Consider the following 19120-nt stretch of genomic DNA (forward strand, 5'->3'; position numbering starts at 1 on the left):
AAACGGAGTCGAAGGATCTAAGACCCTAAAGGGAGAGCTGCTAACCCAAGATTCTTCGCTACCGCTCAGAATGACAGTCGAAGAATAGTTTTGGTAATTACTGTGTTAGGTTAACGCCTATGAAACAACACCATTTGGATTAAAGAAAACTGCTGAATTCAAAGAGAGGTACGAATGATGATGACGATAAAAAAGCGGCTGAGTTTATCCTATGCAGCCATGCTGATGATACCTATCCTATTGATATTACTTGCGGGGATATTGGTGAGTGAAGTATTCGTTTCTGAAGAACAAAATGAGCTAATTAAACATAGAAATCCAATTATAGAGCTGTTGAACATGAATCAAAGAGCCTCTTTGATTGTGAACCGGCAGGTGTTAGAGAATCCAGATATGTTTCTGAAAACAAGACATGTAAATGAAATGCAACAGAAGATTGGTATTAAAAATGCAGGACTTATCGTTCGGAAGGATGATGTGATTATCCAAGTGCCAGAATTTTTAGAAAGTACAAAGGAACAGATTGAGCTTATGTCCTTTAACAGTATGGAAATTGATGAAAATAAGCCTTTAAATACAAAAAAAGGTGTTGCCTATACAAGACTGCAGGATTTTTATTTCAGTGATCAAAGTGAAGGCAGCGTATATCTTGCATTTGATACGGTACCTCTTAAAAATGAGTTTGGCAAATTAAAATCTATTTTTATCCTTTTCTCTATTTTGATCATGTTGATTGCCAATGGCATACTGACGATGCTGGTATATCGAAGTATTATGAAACCTTTAGGGGAATTAAAGCAGGCGTCAAAGGCGATCAAGGATGGCAATTATGATTATCATATTCGAAATATCTTTAAGGATGAGTTTGGAGAGGTTATTTCATCCTTCGAAGAAATGAGAGCCCAGCTAAAAAAATCATTACAAGTACAACATCAATATGAGGAGAATCGTAAGATCCTGCTTACCCATATATCCCATGATTTGAAAACACCTATTACTTCCATCAAAGGATATATTGAAGGGATCAAAGATGGGGTGGCCGATACTCCGGATAAAATGAAGAAGTATATTGATACCGTATATAGCAAGACCAAAGATATGAATGAGTTGATTGATGATTTATTTCTTTTTTCCAAATTGGATTTACAGAAATATGGCTTTGATTTCCGCGATTTTGATATTGTCTACTATATAGAAGATATGGTGGAAGAACTGCAATTTGACTTAGAAAAGAAAGATGTTGTATTGGCATTAGAGCACCCGAAAAAGGAAATAAGGGTAATTGGGGATGGAAATAATTTAAGAAGGGTGATTATGAATATTATCGACAATTCCATAAAATACGCGGGACATGATCAGGTTCAGATTTCTATTCTTATAAAAGAGATGGTAGACCAAGTGCTAATTGAGTTTCGTGATAATGGAAAAGGAATATCTAAAGAAGCACAAGCCTCTGTTTTTAATGAATTTTACAGAGCTGACCCGGCGAGAAATATGAATACCTATGGCAGTGGATTGGGCTTGGCTATTATCAAGAAAATCATTGAAGAGCACGGCGGAGAAGTTTGGATAGAAAGTGAAATCAATCAGGGTACCAGCATCTTCTTTACCTTAAGGAAGGCAGCAAAGGAGGAAGTGAAATGAAGAAAATACTCATTATTGAAGATGATATAAGTATTGCAGAGCTACAAAAAGATTATCTAGAAATCAATCAATTCCAAGCAGACATAGAAACCCAGGGAGAAGAAGGATTAAGAAAAGCCTTGGAGCATCCCTATGATTTGGTAATTCTAGACCTTATGCTTCCAGGGAAGGATGGTTTTGAAATCTGTAAGCAGATTCGTTCAAAGAAGGATATCCCTATATTGATGGTGTCAGCCAAGAAGGAGGATATCGATAAAATAAGAGGACTGGGTTTGGGGGCAGATGATTATATCACGAAGCCCTTCAGTCCCAGTGAGTTAGTTGCAAGGGTAAAGGCGCATATTTCCAGGTTTGAGAGATTAACCTCAATGGATGAAAGCAAGGCACATCACATCGTCATTGGAGAGCTGAATATCGATAGAGTATCCAGAAGAGTTTTTGTAAATCAAGAAGAAAAATTATTAACCACGAAGGAATTTGACCTACTATGTTTGCTGGCTCAAAATCCAGAACGGGTATTTAGTAAGGATGAAATCTTTGAGAAAATATGGGGATGGGATTCAATCGGTGACATTGCTACTGTTGCAGTGCATATTAGGAAGATTCGAGAAAAAATTGAGAGAGATCCGTCAAATCCCAAATATATTGAGACCCTATGGGGCTCAGGGTATCGACTTAAGATATAACAATGATGGATTACATCGAAAAATCAAATAGAGGGGGATTAAGATGAATGCATTGTTTGAATTTGCGTGGATTGTAGTGCTGTACATGGTGGTTAGTCGGGTTTTTGGAAAAATTCTACAAGCAAGGGTAACTACATCAAAAAAAGATGAGAATAGAGCAGATGGATTAGAGCAAAGAATGGACTTAGCAGAAGAAATTCGAACTCATAGGGAAAATATCGTGGAAGTGGTGAAGGATGAATGCTGTGGAGCATACGTTCCTAAGGATAAAGCGTACCAAATTGTTGATGAGGATGGGAATACCCATTATTTCTGTGGTTGGGACTGTAGACAGAAGTATGTGCTGGAAAACAAATAAACAAAATGCTGGTAAATCGAATGATTCCCACTTGTACTATTATCATGGCAAATTTAAGTATCAGTACCAGCACTGGAATATATGGAAGAAAACTAGGATGCATGTTGAAGGTTCCTAAAAAATTAGGAGCCTTCTATTTTTCCTCTTGTTCAACTTGAGATTCCTTTTTTAAGCTTATCAAAAGCTCATCCATTTCTTTTTTTAAGGTGACTAGCAGCGGGATATCAACATTCATGGTATCTAAAATACACTCTGGAATGCGAATAGCTTGCTGCTTCATTTCCAGACCCTTTTCAGTAATCGATACGCAAAGAACTCTTTCGTCCTCCCGAGAACGTTCTCTCTTGATAAGCTGCATCCCTTCTAATCTTTTCAAAAGAGGCGTTAAAGTGCCCGAATCTAGATAAAGAATATTCCCCAGTTCCTTGAGGGATAATGTGTTGTGTTCCCAAAGAACGAGCATTACAAGATATTGAGGATATGTTATGCCTAGGGTATCAAGAAAAGGCCGGTATATCTTTGTTATAGCCCTAGAAGCAGCATATATGGAAAAGCAAAGTTGATTCTCAAGCTTTAGAACATCGTTGTTTGTCATTATGCATCATCTCCTATCTCCATTATTTACTGTTATAGCATAATTATAAATGAAAAAAGCAAGTACGTTAATAGGTTTTAAAAATAATTTTACAAAATTATATTGTGCACAATTAAAATTATGTTATAATGATCTATATACAGGAAAAAAGGTCTCTATAATTATGTAAGATGCAGCAATAAGTATTTTCTATTCTATGGGTAAAAGATAATTTGTTTATTAAAGGAGGCATGATGATGACATTGTATGATATCGAAGTAAAGACAATAGATGAAGAATTGATGCATCTCAGAGCGTACGAAGGAAAGGTGCTTTTAATCGTTAATACAGCGAGTAAATGTGGATTTACGCCGCAGTACAAGGATCTTGAGACTTTATATCAAAAGCTTGGAAATGAGAAATTTGAAATTCTAGGATTTCCCTGCAACCAATTTGGGAATCAAGAGCCCGGCGGTGGTGGTGAAATCAAAACTTTTTGTGAGCTAAACTACGGAGTAACTTTTCCCCTTTTTGAAAAGGTGGATGTAAAGGGTCCCCATGCACATCCCTTATTTAAATACCTATGCGAACAAAAGAAAGGAATACTCGGCGGAGATATTAAATGGAATTTTACGAAGTTTCTTATTGATGCTAAAGGCAATGTGGTGGATCGATATGCACCTACAACATCACCCCTAAAGCTTGAACAGAAGATTGTTGAACGCATAGATAAGATTTAAACAAACCATAATTTGATAAGGAGGATTTACGAATGGCTATTTATGATTTTACAGGAACAATAGATGGTGAGAAAGTTTCATTAAGTGATTTTAAGGGAAAGGTTTTAATCGTCGTAAACACAGCGAGTAAATGCGGATTTACACCACAATATAAGGATCTCCAAAAAATTTATAATAAGTATAAGGCACAGGGTCTAGAAATATTAGGCTTCCCATGCAATCAGTTTGCTGAGCAGGAACCTGGAAACAACAGTGAGATAAAGGAATTCTGTGAGATCAATTATGGGGTGACTTTCCCAATATTTGATAAGATTGATGTGAAAGGACCAGAGGCCCATCCATTGTTTAAATACCTAATAAGCAAAGCCCCATTTGAAGGCTTTGACAAACAACATGCTATAGGGAAGATACTTTATGCAATGCTCAGCGAAAAGTTCCCTGCTGACTTGGTAGGAGACTCAGTGAAGTGGAACTTTACTAAATTTCTCGTTAACAGAGATGGTGAGATCGTGAAGAGATTTGAACCTACGGTAGACCCCCTGGACATGGAGGATGAAATCAAAAAAATCTTATAATGTTATAATTACTAAATAAAGTATCCCAAAATGTCTACTAGAAACACGATAGATGTTTATTATATAATAAGGGTATCAACGAGTGAAATTGAAATAAAAGCCGACATGATAGAGAATGATATCGTTGGCTTTTATTTATATGTAGGGGGATGCTTGGAGATGTTCGAGAATGCTTATGGAAGCCTATTGGGTGAATTGATACTTGGAAAAGAAGCAGTTTTATTGACTTTCATGAAACCAAAAGAGCACAAAGCTGGAGATATTCTAAACAAGCTGCTGGTTACGAAAGATAACCTAGCAGATGATTTTTTTTCAAACAATCAGGAACTTAGTGCTGAGATACTTCATGCTTTTACATCAGGCAATCTGATTTTGTCAAATGTTCAAAAGGAAACTGTTTTGATTGAGCCCTACTTTCCTAAACCTCGTTTAGTAATTCTGGGTGGGGGACATATTGCTAAGCCTTTGTGTGAAATTGGTGTGAAAGCTGGATTTGATGTTACTGTTGTGGACGATCGACCTTCCTTCGCAAATGTACATAGGTTTCCTGAAGCCAGTGAAATCATATGTGAAAGCTTTGATCGGTGCTTCGAACTGATCAAACCAAGAAAATCTGATTTTTTTGTGATTGTAACAAGGGGCCATCGCCATGATGGCGTTTGTTTGCGGAATATACTAGGGTATACACCAGCATATATAGGCATGATCGGTTCAAAACGCAGGGTACAAGGTATGAAGGGTGAGCTGCTGAATGAAGACTATTCTAAAGATCAACTCGACAGCATCAATGCGCCCATTGGTTTAGATATAGGTGCAGTTACTCCCGAAGAAATAGCGGTGTCTATCATCGCTCAAGTTATTAAGTTTAGAAGAATTAGAGACAACACCTGGGATAATGAAGTAAATGCAAAATTTAACTGGCCGGAATTTGATAGTGAAGTCATTAAAGATATGTCTAAAGAAGCAGAAATCCCCAGAGCATTGGCTACGATCATTTCTTCTAAAGGCTCTGTTCCGAGAAAAGCTGGTGCCAAAATGATTGTCTGGCAAGATGGCAGGGTAATGGGAAGTATCGGCGGAGGATGCAGTGAAGCCAGTGTGATAACATTAGCAAGGGATATTATGCTATCCAAAGGATATACAATTGTACATGTTGATATGACAGGAAATGTGGCTGAAGAAGAAGGCATGGTTTGTGGTGGAACCATGGAAGTCTTAATAGAGTCTTTTTGAGAAATCTTTGTTATTTGAAGGCTATGTTAAAGAATTCTATTGATTTTATAATTTTTTCAAAGGAAATTGATACATAGCTGGTTACTTCGGAATAGAAAAAGGATGCGACATAAATGTGGCAGATCATGATTTTCAACGTAGGGGTAGCATAGTATGCAACCCGCCTAGATTTTATGGCATTCTTACGGGTCGCATACTATGCTACCCCTACAATCTCAACCTAAATACTAATCTCTGTCTTGTGTCGCATTTTCCTACTATTTCGAAATAATTTATAAGAATGATATTATTTTCAACAAATTGCTTTAACAGAGTCTATCAAAACCATAAATCATAAGAGCTTTTAGAGGATAGACCCCATATATAGTGAAAATAGAAACCTCCTAATCTGGAGGTTTTTTTGTACTGAAATTGATATTGACATTCCCACAGAGGTCATGCTAAAATCAATTATAAAATATAACAATTCCGATAGGAATAGGAGGAATTAAAAATGAAAAAAATGACACTGCTGATGGTAGTGATGCTAATCCTAAGTGTAGGCCTTATTGGATGCACAACAAAACCAAATGCGCCAGAAAGTAATGGAACTGAAACACCTAAGACAGAAAGCAATAATGAAAACTTATTAGAAACTATTAAGACACAAGGTACGATTCGTTTTGGAACAGAGGGAACGTATGCACCTTTTACTTTCCACGATAGTACAGGTAAATTAACTGGATTTGATGTGGAAGTTGCAGAAGAAGTTGCAAAACGTTTAGGCGTAAAGGCAGAATTCATTGAAACAAAGTGGGATGGAATGTTTGCTGGGTTAGATGCAAAAAGATTTGATGCCATTGTAAATGAGGTGTCCATTCGCCCTGACCGTCTTGAAAAATATGATTTCTCTGATCCGTATATTGTTTCAAAGGCAGTGCTGATTGTGAATGAAGATAATGGTGAAATTAAGGATTTTGCAGATTTAAAGGGTAAGAAAGCAGCCCAATCCTTGACAAGTAACTTAGCAGATATAGCAAGGGAGAACGGTGCTGAAATTGTTCAGATTGATGGATTCAACCAAGCGATAGATATATTGACGTCTGGAAGAGCTGATGCAACGATCAACGATAGCTTATCATTCCTAGATCTTAAGAAACAAAAGCCTGAGTTAGCGATTAAGGTAGTAGCAGAGCAGCAGGATGCTGCCCAGATGGGTATCATGTTTAATAAAGGTAATGAGGAATTGGTAGACGCTGTGAATAAGGCATTATCTGAGATGAAGGCAGATGGAACGTATTTACAGATATCAGAAAAATGGTTTGGTACAGACGTATCTAAATAAGTAAAGGTGATAATATGCTAGATGATAGAGCAGTGAGAATTATTGAGATATTGAAAGATTCCTTTATACCACTTTTACAAGCAGGGCTAGTTTTTACTGTTCCACTAGCCCTTGTTTCTTTTGTGTTAGGGTTAGGGCTGGCGTTATTGACTGCTTTGGCTAGGATTTCAGGAATCAAGGTTCTTGAAGCTATTGCTCGATTTTATGTATGGATTGTTCGTGGAACGCCTCTGATGGTGCAGCTGTTTATCATCTTCTATGGACTACCGAAGGCAGGAATCATCATAGATGCCTGGCCAGCAGCGGTGATAGGGTTTACATTAAATGTAGGAGCCTATGCTTCAGAAACAATTCGCGCTGCCATTCAGTCTATTCCAAGGGGCCAATGGGAAGCTGCATATTCTGTAGGGATGTCTTATCCACAGGTACTTCGACGAATTGTGCTTCCACAGGCGGCACGGGTATCTGTACCACCCCTGGCCAATTCCTTTATCAGCTTGGTGAAGGATACTTCTCTGGCTGCTTCGATTACATTGACGGAAATGTTCCAGATTGGTCAACGGATAACGGCTGCAACCTATGAACCTTTATGGGTATATATTGAAGTAGCATTTATATATCTTATGATATGTACCGTTCTTTCTAGATTGCAGAATTACTTGGAGATAAGACTAGGAAAGTATGTGATCAAATAATGGGAGAGAAGATATGATTACAATTAAGAATCTATATAAATCTTTTGGTGAATCAGAAATCCTCAAGGGGATTGACTTAGAAGTGAAAAAAGGGGAGACTACAGTTATTATCGGTCCTTCAGGCTCTGGGAAGACGACCCTTCTACGCTGCATCAATCTTCTTGAAATTCCTACAAGGGGAACAATTCACGTAGGACAAAAAACACTTACCTTTGGAGAAGGTTCAGATCCGACCCAAAGGGATATTATCGAATTGCGTAAAAATACGGGCATGGTTTTCCAAGGCTTTCATTTGTTCCCTCACATGACAACCTTAGACAATGTCATGGAAGGGCAAGTCACAGTCTTAAAACGCTCTAAAGAAGAAGCCAGAGAAAAAGGGTTGGGGCTCTTAGAAAAAGTAGGACTTAAAGAGAAAAGCAGTGCCTATCCCTACCAATTGTCAGGGGGACAGCAGCAAAGAGTGGCGATCGCTCGGGCAATGGCCATGGAACCTGCAGTCTTGCTGTTTGATGAGCCTACTTCTGCTTTAGATCCAGAATTGGCAGCGGAGGTTTTGAAAGTTATGAAGGATTTAGCCCATGAAGGAATGACCATGGTTGTTGTAACCCACAAGATGAGTTTTGCCCAAGATGTAGCCCATCAGGCTATATTTGTAGATGGAGGGATCCTATTAGAAAAAGGTTCTCCAACACAAGTGTTTAAAAATCCGAGACATGAACGAACAAAGCTTTTCTTAAGTATGTTGGATGATTAATGGATAAAAATTAAATAGGGCTGATTCTCAATTTTGAGAATCAGTCCTATTTTGAATAACATCCTATTCTTTAGGTAAATAATAGGATTTCATGACTTGTTGTATGTATTTTAACATTCGTGCCACGGCTTCTTCAAGTGAATAGGTTAACTGTTGCGTTAATATGTTCTGGAGCATGCCTTGATACATCAGTAAGTTCATTTCGTTAATCTCATAGATATGCTCTTTTCGAATAAGTCCTTGCTTCGCACAGGCTTGCAGGGCAGCATAATCTCTGGCATATATATTTTTTTCTAATAGCATGGGCATCAATTCTTCTTCTTGTTGATCCAGCTCTTCAGGAAAAATTTTATAATACTGTGTCACCACATCGTTTAATGAAGTACTGAACTTATTGAAGAAAATTAGCTGATAAATCTTCGGATTGTTAAAGGAATGAATACAAAAACACTCCCAAATCTTTAAATACTTCTCAACGGGGTCGGACACACCTTTCGTGTATTTCGGTAAATCCATCACGTACTCTTTTACATATTTCATCGATGCAAAGAAAATGAGATGGTCTAAGTTATCAAAATAATTATAGATGGTTGCACTATTATAACCAGCTATATCAGCAACCTTTCGAGCAGAAACCAATTCAGGCCCCTCCACATCTATAATTTGCTTTGCTGCATCAATAAAATAACTCATCATCCGTCTGCGTTGTATTTCCTTCTTGTCCATTAATCACATCACCTGCTATTTATAATATAAACTCGTCTATATTATAACACATTTACAAATTTAAGGAAATCTTGTATAATCATAATGAATTTCTATAAAATCATTGAAAAAAATAATGAGAGGGTGGTAACCATGAGTATGTTCGATGGCAAAAAAGTCATCATCATTGGTGACAGAGATGGTATACCAGGTCCTGCAATGGAAGAATGCCTAAAAGGAACAGGAGCTGAGGTAGTTTTTTCTGCTACTGAGTGCTTTGTCTGAACGGCTGCAGGAGCAATGGACCTGGAGAATCAAAATAGGGTAAAAACCATGACAGAGAAGTACGGTGCTGAAAATATTATCGTTCTTCTTGGTGCTGCTGAAGCAGAAGCTGCAGGCTTAGCTGCTGAAACAGTAACAAACGGAGACCCTACATATGCAGGTTCATTGGCAGGAGTCCAGTTAGGACTCAGAGTATACCATGCGGTAGATCCAGAATTTAAAGCAGTTGTTGATCCAACTGTATATGATGAGCAAATCGGTATGATGGAAATGGTTCTAGATGTAGATTCTATCATTGATGAAATGACATCTATCAGAGAACAATTCTGCAAGTTCTAATTAAATATTATAAGCTGCTGTTGCAGTAAAATAAATGGGTGATGGGTACATCACCCATTTATTTTATTTGTACCATAAACAATTGAGACGAGAGTGGAAAAAATCAAGATAAAAATAAATCTGTCTATAATATAAACTTATTTACAAAATAATCTGAAAAATGTTAAGATTGCAATATAGACACTAAGCAGATGACATAAAAATTCTAAAAATAGTATGAATATTTAAATAATACATTGACATAAGGCTTAAAAAATGCTAATTTAACAAGAAACACATTTATAAAGACAAAATATTTATACATTCATTTTTAAAGTATAAGCAGATGAAAATGCAGAAAATGATGTATGAAACTTGAAGAGTTCAAGAAATTTCAAGAATGGTAAAACATGATGAGGAATGAGGGGTGTGGTTAATGGGTTGCTGTATGGAAAAAAACGAACGAAAGGAAATTGGAGAAGTTAGCCAGTCAAAGTGGGAAAAATTAAAGACCAAGATAGATAAGTATAAGGAAATTCCGGGAAGCTTGATCAGTGTGCTTCAGGAAGCCCAAGAAATCTATGGATACCTACCGAAGGAAATACTACAGCAAATTGGGGAGAGTATGGGAATCAAGCCGGCAAAGATCCATGGCGTAGCTACCTTTTATACCCAGTTTAGGTTAGAGCCGGTAGGTAAATATTTAATCTCACTATGCCAAGGTACCGCTTGTCACGTCAATGGGTCGAAACTCATTGAAGAAGTGATTCGCAGTGAATTGAATGTTGACGCAGGAGGGACCACAAAGGATCAATTGTTTACCCTTCATAACGTGGCTTGTTTAGGCTGCTGTAGTTTATCTCCTGTGATGATGATCAATGGGGAAACCTATGGGAAACTTACCCCTGATATGGCAAGGATGATTATCCGGGAGATTATGACCAGTGAACAAAAGGGGGTATAAGGGATGAAGATCATTGTGGGACAGGGAAGCTGTGGCATTGCAGCCGGAGCCAATAAGGTATATGCCGCCATCGAAGAAGAATTCAAATCCCGTGACATGAAGGGTGAATTAGCGCTGACAGGCTGTGTTGGTATGTGCTATCTTGAGCCAATTGTTGAGGTTATTCAAGAGAATGGAGAGAAGATCACCTACGTAAAAGTAACACCAGAGATGGTGAAAGAGATTATAGCAGAAAACATCCCTGGCTATACCATAGAAAAGCAGGATGAGGAAATCCTTCTCAAGCAAAAGCGAATTGCGTTGAAAAACTGTGGGTTAATTAATCCTGAGTCTATCGAAGAATATATAGCATCTGGCGGGTATCAAGGTATAGAAAAATGTGTAAAGGAAATGAGTCCCGAGGAAGTTATAGAAGAAGTTAAGAGCGCAAATCTTCGCGGCAGGGGAGGCGCGGGCTTCCCTACTTGGTTTAAGTGGAATGCAGCAAGACAGTCCTTAGATACACCCAAATATATGGTGTGTAATGCCGATGAAGGAGATCCAGGGGCTTTTATGGACCGAAGCATATTGGAGGGAGATCCCCATAGTGTCATCGAGGGAATGCTTATTGGTGCTTATGCCATCGGAGCCAATGAAGGTGTGATCTATGTAAGGGCCGAATATCCTCTAGCAATTTTGCGTCTAGAAAAAGCCATGGGCCAAGCAAAAGAAAAAGGATACCTAGGTCAGGATATTAAGGGAAGCGGTTTCAGCTTTGAGTTAAGAATCAAAGCGGGGGCTGGTGCCTTTGTTTGTGGCGAAGAAACAGCACTGATTGCATCGCTAGAAGGAGAAAGGGGTATGCCTAGGCTAAAACCGCCTTTTCCAGCGCAAAAAGGATATTGGCAGAAGCCCACCAATATTAATAATGTTGAGACCTTTGCCAATATACCATGGATCATAAGAAATGGGGGAAATGCCTTTGCTGAAATCGGCAGTGAGAAAAGCAAGGGAACAAAGGTGTTCGCATTAACAGGAAAGATTAAAAAAGGAGGACTTGTGGAAGTACCCATGGGGATTCCATTAAGAGAAATCATTTTTGATATCGGCGGGGGAATCAAGAATGACAAAGGTTTTAAAGCCGTTCAAATGGGCGGTCCTTCTGGAGGCTGTATACCAGAACACCTTTTAGACACGGCTGTTGATTATGATTCAATCAATAAAACAGGAGCCATCATGGGTTCTGGCGGCATGGTGGTCATGGATGAAACTACTTGTATGGTGGATATGGCTAGATTTTTTCTAGATTTTACCCGAAAAGAATCCTGTGGAAAGTGTATACACTGCAGAATTGGTACAAAGAGAATGCTTGAAATCCTTACAAGGATTTGCAACGGGGATGGAAGAGACGGAGATATTGAGCTCCTCCAGGAGCTGGGATTAAAGATTAAGGACGGCTCCCTCTGCGGCCTTGGGCAAACTGCTCCAAATCCTGTATTAAGCACCATACAGTACTTTAGAGAGGAATATGAACAGCATATCTATGATAAGAAATGCCCTGCGAAACAGTGCACCAGCTTATTGACCTATACCATTCTTCCACAGTATTGTATCGGCTGTGGTATATGTGCAAAGAACTGCCCTGTCCAAGCCATTGCTGGAGAGCGAAAGCAGCCATACACAATCCTCCAAGATACTTGTATTCAGTGTGGCAAATGTAAAGAAGTCTGTCGCTTCCAGGCAGTTGAAGTGGAATAAAAGAGATAGGGGGGACGAATATGCCAAAAATTAGAGTGAATATAAATGGAAAAGAAATCATTGGGCAAAGTGGCCAAACGATCTTAGAAGCAGCAAAAGCCAGTGGTATTCATATACCTACTCTTTGCCATGACGAAAGGGTTCATACCTACGGTGCCTGTGGTTTGTGTGTCGTTGAAGTAGAGGGTATGCCCAGACTGTTAAGGGCTTGTGCTACGGAAGCCTGTGAGGGTATGGTCATAAGCACAGATACAAAAAGAGTAAGGGATTCAAGAAAGATTGCCTTAGAGTTACTGTTGACAGATCATGTGGGAGACTGCAGACCTCCATGTGTCCTTGCTTGTCCAGGGAATACAGACTGTCAGGGATATGTGGGATTGATTGCAAATGGTCAATATAAAGAAGCGCTAGAACTGATCAAAGAGCAGCTGCCCCTGCCAGCAAGCATAGGTAGAATATGCCCTCATCCCTGTGAGGATGCTTGTAGAAGACAACTGGTGGAAGAACCTATTTCCATCGCATGGTTGAAGCGGTTTGTGGCTGATATCGATCTGAAGGATGAAAATGTGTTTATACCTGAAATTTCACCATCTACGGGGAAGCGGGTTGCCATCATCGGGGGAGGGCCAGGTGGGTTAACAGCAGCCTACTACTTAGCCAAGGCAGGACATAAGATTGCCATCTATGAAGCCATGCCAGAGCTGGGTGGGATGCTCCGATATGGAATTCCCCAATACCGTTTACCCAAGGAAGTGCTCAATAAAGAAATTGCCATCATCGAGAAGATGGGCGTGAAAATGCTGACGGGCATTCGTGTTGGAAAGGATGTAGATCTAAGTTATATTAGAGAACACTTTGATGCTGTATTTGTCTCCATTGGTGCATGGAAAAGTACCAAATTAAACTGCCCTGGCGAAGATTTAGAAGGAGTGATTGGAGGAATAGATTTCCTTACAAAGTTTGCTGTAAATGAACCCATCAAGACAGGGGATCGAATCGCCGTTGTGGGTGGTGGAAATACGGCCATGGATGCGTGTAGAACGGCTATCCGATTGGGTGCGAAGGAAGTATATGCTCTCTACAGAAGAACAAAGGAAGAGATGCCAGCTGAAAAGGTAGAGATCAAAGAGGCGGAAGAAGAAGGAATTACCTTTAAATTCTTAGTAAGTCCTATTGAAATCATTGGACAGGATGGCAAGGTATCTAAGATAAGACTTCAAAAGATGAAACAGGGTGAACCTGACAAAAGTGGGAGACGCCAACCTGTGCCTATTGAAGGAGAAGAAGAAATCATCGAGGTGGATTCTGTCATTTCCTCCATTGGTCAAATGCTGGATGGCGCAGGCTTTGATGACATTGAGAAAACAAAGAGTGGAACCATATATGCCGATGATCATACATTCCTTACGAACTTGCCAGGGGTATTTGCTGGAGGGGATGCCACCAATAAAGGGGCAGCTATTGCCATAGAGGCCATTGGAGAAGCAAAAAAAGCAGCTGAAGTGATTTGTAGATATTTAGAAGGAGAGATTATTCCTTATAAAAAACCCTTCTATGTAGAACGACATGATTTGGACGTTGAAGATTTCACAGATCGCCCAAAGCTGTATAGACCTGGAATGCCTCATCTATCCTCTGATGTACGAAAACGAAGCTTCGAAGAAGTGGTAGAGGGCTATGATGAGGAATCTGCAAAGGCAGACGCCATGCGCTGTCTGGAGTGCGGATGTCACGATGTGTTTGAATGTACCCTTTTCAAATATGCCAACGAGTATGATGTACAACCAGAGCGGTTGTCTGGAGAAGTTCACCAGCGTCAGTGGCAGGAGGAGCATCCGTTTATCCTAAGGAACGCAGATAAATGTATCCTTTGTGGTCTATGTGTAAGGATTTGTGATGAAATGATGGGAATAGGCGCCCTTGGCTTGGTGGAGCGAGGATTTGATACCATAGTAAAGCCAGCACTAGATTTACCATTAAAAGAAACGGGCTGCATCAGTTGTGGGCAATGCATCAGTGTCTGCCCTACGGGAGCCCTTCAAGAACGACTACCTATTGAGAAGTCCGTTCCAGTAGAAGCCAAAATGACCCATACGGTTTGTGCCCACTGCAGTGTGGGATGCAATATGAATCTAAATACAAAAGGAAACTTACTGTTACGTTCCCTGCCAAATGGAAGTGAAACAGTAGATCAAGGACTCTTGTGTGTAAAAGGAAGATTTGGATTTGGTATTGAGCAAGCAGGCAAACCATTAACGAAGCCGATGATTCGAAAAGATGGAAAATTTAAAGAAGTTCCATGGGAAGAAGCTCTCCTGTATACAGCTAAGAAGGCCCAAAGCTTGACGTTGCTCTATGGCAGTAACTCTCTTGGGGTATCCATATCCGATCGATATACCAATGAAGAGGTGTATCTAGCATCGAAGTTAGGACGACAAGTTTTAAAAACTGAAAATATTTGCTGCTTTAACCAAGTATACGGAGGAATCAAAGATGTTTTAGGGTATGATGCATCCTCCAATACTTTTGATGAACTACTTTCTACAGAAACGATTCTTTTAATAGGCTCAGATATCATGAAGAACCACACCATTGTGGGACTTAAGATTAAAAAGGCCGTGGAGCATGGCGCAAAGCTGATTGTCATCAGTCCTTTCGAATCCCAAGCCGATGAGTGGGCCTATAGAAAAATTACGCCACAGAATCATATAAACTTCTTGAAGGAAATCGCAAAGGCTTTACTTGAAACTGGGTTTATGCCAAAACAAGAACAAGTATCTGGCTTGCAAGATTTCATAGAAAGTTTAAGGGAAATCATAGTAAGTGATGAGGCAAAAGGGGTCGCCCAGATCTATGCCAAGTCTAAGAAGTCTATGATTGTTTTTGAACAGAATGGATTAAGCACTGATGGAGCTAAAATGTTGGCTAATATTGCTGTGATCTCAGGTCATATCGGAAAACCAAGAAGTGGAATTATTCAGCTAAAACCTAAAAATAATAGCCAAGGTGTCGCTGATATTATACAGACAAAGGATGCTAAAGAAATCATTGAAAAAATCCGTGGGCAAGAGATCAAGGGACTTCTTGTATTTGGAGAGGATATACCGCAGGTGGACTTGGAGCATTTAAACTTCTTGATGGTACAGGATACGCACCTTACAGAGACAGCCATGGCCGCCGATGTAGTTCTGCCTGCTGCAAGCTTTGCGGAATCTAGAGGAACATATACAAGTGCAGAAAGAAGAATCCAAAGATTATATCAAGCCATAGCCCCAGCTTCAGGATTAGAAAACTGGCAGGTAATTGTGAAGCTTGCCAATGCATTATGTACAAATATGGAATACACTGATCCAGACCATATTTTACATGAAATATCCATTCAAAACCATGATTACTTTAAGATCGATAAGCAGGAGAAAGACCAAGTTTTCTGGCCTGTGAATGGCAGCCCTGTCCTCTATGGCCATGGTTTCCGATGGCCCGATGGAAAAGCAAGATTACAGGTAGTAGAAGATGGACTCTTATTTGAAAGAAAATGTAATACGGATAACTTCACCAACACCTTTAAGGTTTTTTTGGAGAAGGAGCGATTAGGGTAAAATAAAAGAACTAAGTCAGCGCATCGCTGACTTAGTTCTTTTATTATTCATCAGAGAAAAATGTCGAAAAATTCTAATAAAAAAATCGCGATTACAAAATAAACAAATTTACAAAATAATCTGACCATGTTATAATTTTGTCAACGGGAAAAATAACATTGATTTTTTTTTGACGTACATGACAACGTTTTCAAAAGATCACTTCTCCCAAAGATATTGTTATTTTTCTCCCAATTTTATTTATAAGGGGGGCTTAGTAAGATGAAGTTGGAGTTGGGAAACTTTTTTGTGCAAGATATTGTATTTGGTGCCCAGACAGCCTATGTAGAGGGCATCTTGACAATCAATAAAGAAGAAGCATTGGCCGTGGTGAAAGAAGACGAGCACATCACTGAAGCTGATCTTGTGATCGTAAAACCAGGTGACATGGTGCGATTGGTACCAGTTAAGGAGGCCATAGAGCCAAGACATCGAATTGGCGGTGGACCTATTTTTCCAGGGGTAACTGGGGATTTAATGCAGGCAGGAAATGGAAGAACCCTTGCATTAAAGGATTGTAGTGTGCTCGTTGTAGGACAGCATTGGGGAGGATTCCAAGACGGACTCATCGATATGGGTGGAGAAGGGGCGAAATACACCTATTATTCTCAATTAAAGAATATTGTTCTGGTGGCAGACACCGATGAAGAATTCGAAAGATATGAGCAGCAAAAGAAAAATCGGGCATTGAGATGGGCTGGCATGAGGTTGGCAGAGTATATTGGCAGTTGTGTAAAGGATATGGAACCAGAAACGGTTGAAACTTATGAATTGGCGCCAGTTACGAAGAGAACGGCAGAAGAAAATGCACTACCAAATGTAGTGTTAGTACTCCAACCACAATCCCAAATGGAAGAGCTCGGATACAATGACCTCTTATATGGGTGGGACTGCAATCGAATGGTACCAACCTTCATGCATCCCAATGAAGTAATAGACGGAGCAATGATTTCGGGATCTTTTATGCCATGTTCATCAAAGTGGTCTACATATGATTTTCAAAATTTCCCTATGATCAAGCGGTTATACCAAGAGCATGGTAAGACCATAAACTTCTTAGGCGTGATTATGTCTAACCTAAACGTTGCCCTAGAGCAAAAAAATAGAGCGGCATTATTTGTGGCACAAATGGCAAAGTCATTAGGCGCTGATGCAGCGGTTGTCGCAGAAGAAGGTTATGGTAATCCCGATGCAGATTTCATTGCATGCATCGTTGCTTTGGAAGATGCAGGTGTGAAGACAGTAGGATTAACCAATGAGTGTACTGGTAGAGATGGAGCATCTCAACCCTTAGTGGCTTTAGATGAAAAGGCCAACGCCATCGTTTCTTGTGGAAATGTTTCAGAGATGATCATACTGCCACCAATGGAGACCGTAATTGGTGAATTACAGTCCTTAGCAAGAGATGGACTATCTGGCGGCTGGAATCATGATGCAATTCTAGGATCATCTGTAAGGGAAGATGGATCAATTATTATGGAAAACAATGCCATGTTCTGTGGAGACCAAGTTGTGGGCTGGTCGACAAAGACAATGGTAGAGTTCTAGGGGGTGACGGAGATGAAAAAAGCGATTTTGTACTTAAATCAATTCTTTGGACAAATCGGAGGAGAAGAGCTGGCAGATCATGCTCCAGAAATTCGTGAAGGATTAGTAGGTCCTGCAATGGAGCTTCAAAAACAGTTAGGGGATGACGTTCAGGTTACTCATACCATTATCTGTGGTGATAACTTCATGGGATCAAGAACCCAGGAAGCTTTAGATACAATTCTTAGTTTTTTGGAAGACAAGGAATTCGATATATTCTTTGCAGGTCCAGCATTTAGAGCAGGAAGATATGGCAGTGCATGTGGAAATATATGTAAGACGGTGAAAGAAAAGTTTAATGTACCTGTAATCACTTCTATGAATGACGAAAACCCAGGTGTTGAAATGTTTAAGAAAGAAATGTATATATTCAAGGGTGGTGCCAGCGCTGCAGCCATGAGAAAAGATGTAGCAGCCATGGCAAAGTTTGGACTAAAGATTTTAAACAGTGAGGAACTAAAATCAGCTGATGAAGAAGGTTACTATGGAAGAGGTGTTCGGAGCCAGATTTGGATGGAGTCACCTGTACCAGCGACTGATAGGGTAATTGACATGTTGTTGAAAAAGGTACAAGGGCAGCCTTTTAAGAGTGAACTGCCTATCCCACCATCAGATTTAATACCTATTGCACCAGCTATAGGTTTAGGTGATTTAAGCAAGTTACATATTGCGGTTGTGACATCAGGTGGTATCGTACCTGTGGGAAATCCAGATAGAATTCAATCTGCGTCTGCCACAAAGTGGGGAAAATATCATATCGCGGACAAATATGATTTAATAGGAGGTGAGTATCAAACCATTCATGCAGGCTTTGACCCTGCGGCAGCCAATGCAGACCCCGATGTAATCGTGCCGTTAGATGCATTAAGGGCCTATGAAAAAGAAGGAAAAATAGGGGGCATTCATCCTTATTTTTATTCAACCGTTGGGACTGGAACGACCCAGGCAGAAGCTGCGAGAATGGGCAGAGAAATAGCTGCCGAACTGTTGGCAGCTGGTATTAAAGCAGCGATCCTAGTATCCACCTGAGGTACCTGTACACGTTGCGGTGCAACGATGAACAAAGAAATCGAAAAAGCAGGAATTACTATTGTGCAGATGGCAAACTTAATTCCTGTGGCAAAGTCAGTTGGAGCAAACAGGATGGTACCGACGATCTCTATTCCTTATCCATTAGGAGATCCAGCGACTTCCAAAGAGCAGCAGTTTAAACTTCGTTATCATAGGGTAGGGGTAGCGTTAGATGCTTTAACCACAGACATCCAGGAGCAGACCGTTTTCAAAGTAAAAATTTAAAAAT

17 protein-coding genes are annotated in these 19120 nt (G+C 39.8%); 15 read left to right on the forward strand and 2 right to left on the reverse strand.

Annotation, left to right across the window (positions count from 1 at the left end; all coding sequences use genetic code 11):
- Window positions 1-177: 177 nt before the first annotated feature.
- The 3 genes from K0R93_RS15420 to K0R93_RS15430 are packed head-to-tail and all read left to right on the forward strand — an operon-like array spanning window position 178 to window position 2688.
- Window positions 178-1644 carry a sensor histidine kinase gene (locus K0R93_RS15420; RefSeq protein ID WP_300303050.1) on the forward strand — a complete coding sequence of 489 codons (1467 nt, stop codon included), beginning with the start codon at window positions 178-180 and terminating at the stop codon, window positions 1642-1644.
- Entirely contained in the window at window positions 1641-2330 is a 690-nt protein-coding gene (locus K0R93_RS15425; protein ID WP_300303052.1) for a response regulator transcription factor, read from the forward strand. Before K0R93_RS15420 ends, K0R93_RS15425 begins: the two co-directional genes overlap by 4 nt.
- 43 nt (window positions 2331-2373) lie before the next feature.
- Entirely contained in the window at window positions 2374-2688 is a 315-nt protein-coding gene (locus K0R93_RS15430; RefSeq protein WP_300303054.1) for a hypothetical protein, read from the forward strand.
- Window positions 2689-2821: 133 nt separating this feature from the next.
- Here the strand turns inward: K0R93_RS15430 and K0R93_RS15435 are convergent, their stop codons facing one another.
- Window positions 2822-3283 (reverse strand): MarR family winged helix-turn-helix transcriptional regulator, encoded by a 462-nt coding sequence (locus K0R93_RS15435; protein WP_300303056.1) that lies wholly within the window; start codon window positions 3281-3283, stop codon window positions 2822-2824.
- 236 nt (window positions 3284-3519) lie between these two features.
- On the opposite strand from K0R93_RS15435, the gene K0R93_RS15440 reads away from it, so the two are divergent.
- The 6 genes from K0R93_RS15440 (at window position 3520) to K0R93_RS15465 (ending at window position 8586) form a co-directional block, all read left to right on the forward strand.
- A complete protein-coding gene (locus K0R93_RS15440; RefSeq protein WP_300303059.1) occupies window positions 3520-4002 on the forward strand; it encodes a glutathione peroxidase in 483 nt (160 codons plus the stop codon).
- A 32-nt stretch (window positions 4003-4034) separates the two neighbouring features.
- Window positions 4035-4577 carry a glutathione peroxidase gene (locus K0R93_RS15445; RefSeq protein WP_300303061.1) on the forward strand — a complete coding sequence of 181 codons (543 nt, stop codon included), beginning with the start codon at window positions 4035-4037 and terminating at the stop codon, window positions 4575-4577.
- 159 nt (window positions 4578-4736) lie between these two features.
- Window positions 4737-5810, forward strand: coding sequence for an XdhC family protein (locus tag K0R93_RS15450; protein WP_300303063.1), 1074 nt, complete (start codon window positions 4737-4739; stop codon window positions 5808-5810).
- Between the two features lie 493 nt (window positions 5811-6303).
- On the forward strand, window positions 6304-7134 hold the full coding sequence (locus tag K0R93_RS15455) for an amino acid ABC transporter substrate-binding protein (RefSeq protein WP_300303065.1): 831 nt from the start codon (window positions 6304-6306) through the stop codon (window positions 7132-7134).
- Between the two features lie 14 nt (window positions 7135-7148).
- Window positions 7149-7829 (forward strand): amino acid ABC transporter permease, encoded by a 681-nt coding sequence (locus tag K0R93_RS15460; RefSeq protein ID WP_300303067.1) that lies wholly within the window; start codon window positions 7149-7151, stop codon window positions 7827-7829.
- A 13-nt stretch (window positions 7830-7842) separates the two neighbouring features.
- A complete protein-coding gene (locus K0R93_RS15465; protein WP_300303069.1) occupies window positions 7843-8586 on the forward strand; it encodes an amino acid ABC transporter ATP-binding protein in 744 nt (247 codons plus the stop codon).
- A gap of 63 nt (window positions 8587-8649) precedes the next feature.
- On the opposite strand, the gene K0R93_RS15470 is transcribed toward K0R93_RS15465, so the two are convergent.
- Entirely contained in the window at window positions 8650-9312 is a 663-nt protein-coding gene (locus K0R93_RS15470; protein ID WP_300303071.1) for a TetR/AcrR family transcriptional regulator, read from the reverse strand.
- Between the two features lie 132 nt (window positions 9313-9444).
- Between K0R93_RS15470 and grdA the strand changes: the two genes are divergently transcribed.
- From grdA to grdH, 6 genes are all read left to right on the forward strand, one after another.
- A complete protein-coding gene (gene grdA, locus K0R93_RS15475; RefSeq protein WP_300303073.1) occupies window positions 9445-9915 on the forward strand; it encodes a glycine/sarcosine/betaine reductase complex selenoprotein A in 471 nt (156 codons plus the stop codon).
- A 415-nt stretch (window positions 9916-10330) separates the two neighbouring features.
- Window positions 10331-10858 carry an NADH-quinone oxidoreductase subunit NuoE gene (gene nuoE, locus K0R93_RS15480; protein ID WP_300303075.1) on the forward strand — a complete coding sequence of 176 codons (528 nt, stop codon included), beginning with the start codon at window positions 10331-10333 and terminating at the stop codon, window positions 10856-10858.
- Window positions 10859-10861: 3 nt separating this feature from the next.
- Window positions 10862-12595 (forward strand): NADH-quinone oxidoreductase subunit NuoF, encoded by a 1734-nt coding sequence (locus K0R93_RS15485; protein ID WP_300303077.1) that lies wholly within the window; start codon window positions 10862-10864, stop codon window positions 12593-12595.
- A 20-nt stretch (window positions 12596-12615) separates the two neighbouring features.
- Window positions 12616-16194 (forward strand): molybdopterin-dependent oxidoreductase, encoded by a 3579-nt coding sequence (locus K0R93_RS15490; protein ID WP_300303079.1) that lies wholly within the window; start codon window positions 12616-12618, stop codon window positions 16192-16194.
- Between the two features lie 261 nt (window positions 16195-16455).
- Window positions 16456-17781, forward strand: coding sequence for a glycine/sarcosine/betaine reductase component B subunit (locus K0R93_RS15495; RefSeq protein ID WP_300303081.1), 1326 nt, complete (start codon window positions 16456-16458; stop codon window positions 17779-17781).
- Window positions 17782-17793: 12 nt separating this feature from the next.
- Complete coding sequence (grdH, locus tag K0R93_RS15500) at window positions 17794-19116, forward strand: betaine reductase selenoprotein B (protein ID WP_300303083.1); 1323 nt, start codon at window positions 17794-17796, stop codon at window positions 19114-19116.
- Window positions 19117-19120 lie beyond the last annotated feature (4 nt).

Source organism: Anaerosolibacter sp., assembly GCF_029240175.1.
Classification (GTDB): Bacteria; Bacillota; Clostridia; order Peptostreptococcales; family Thermotaleaceae; genus Anaerosolibacter.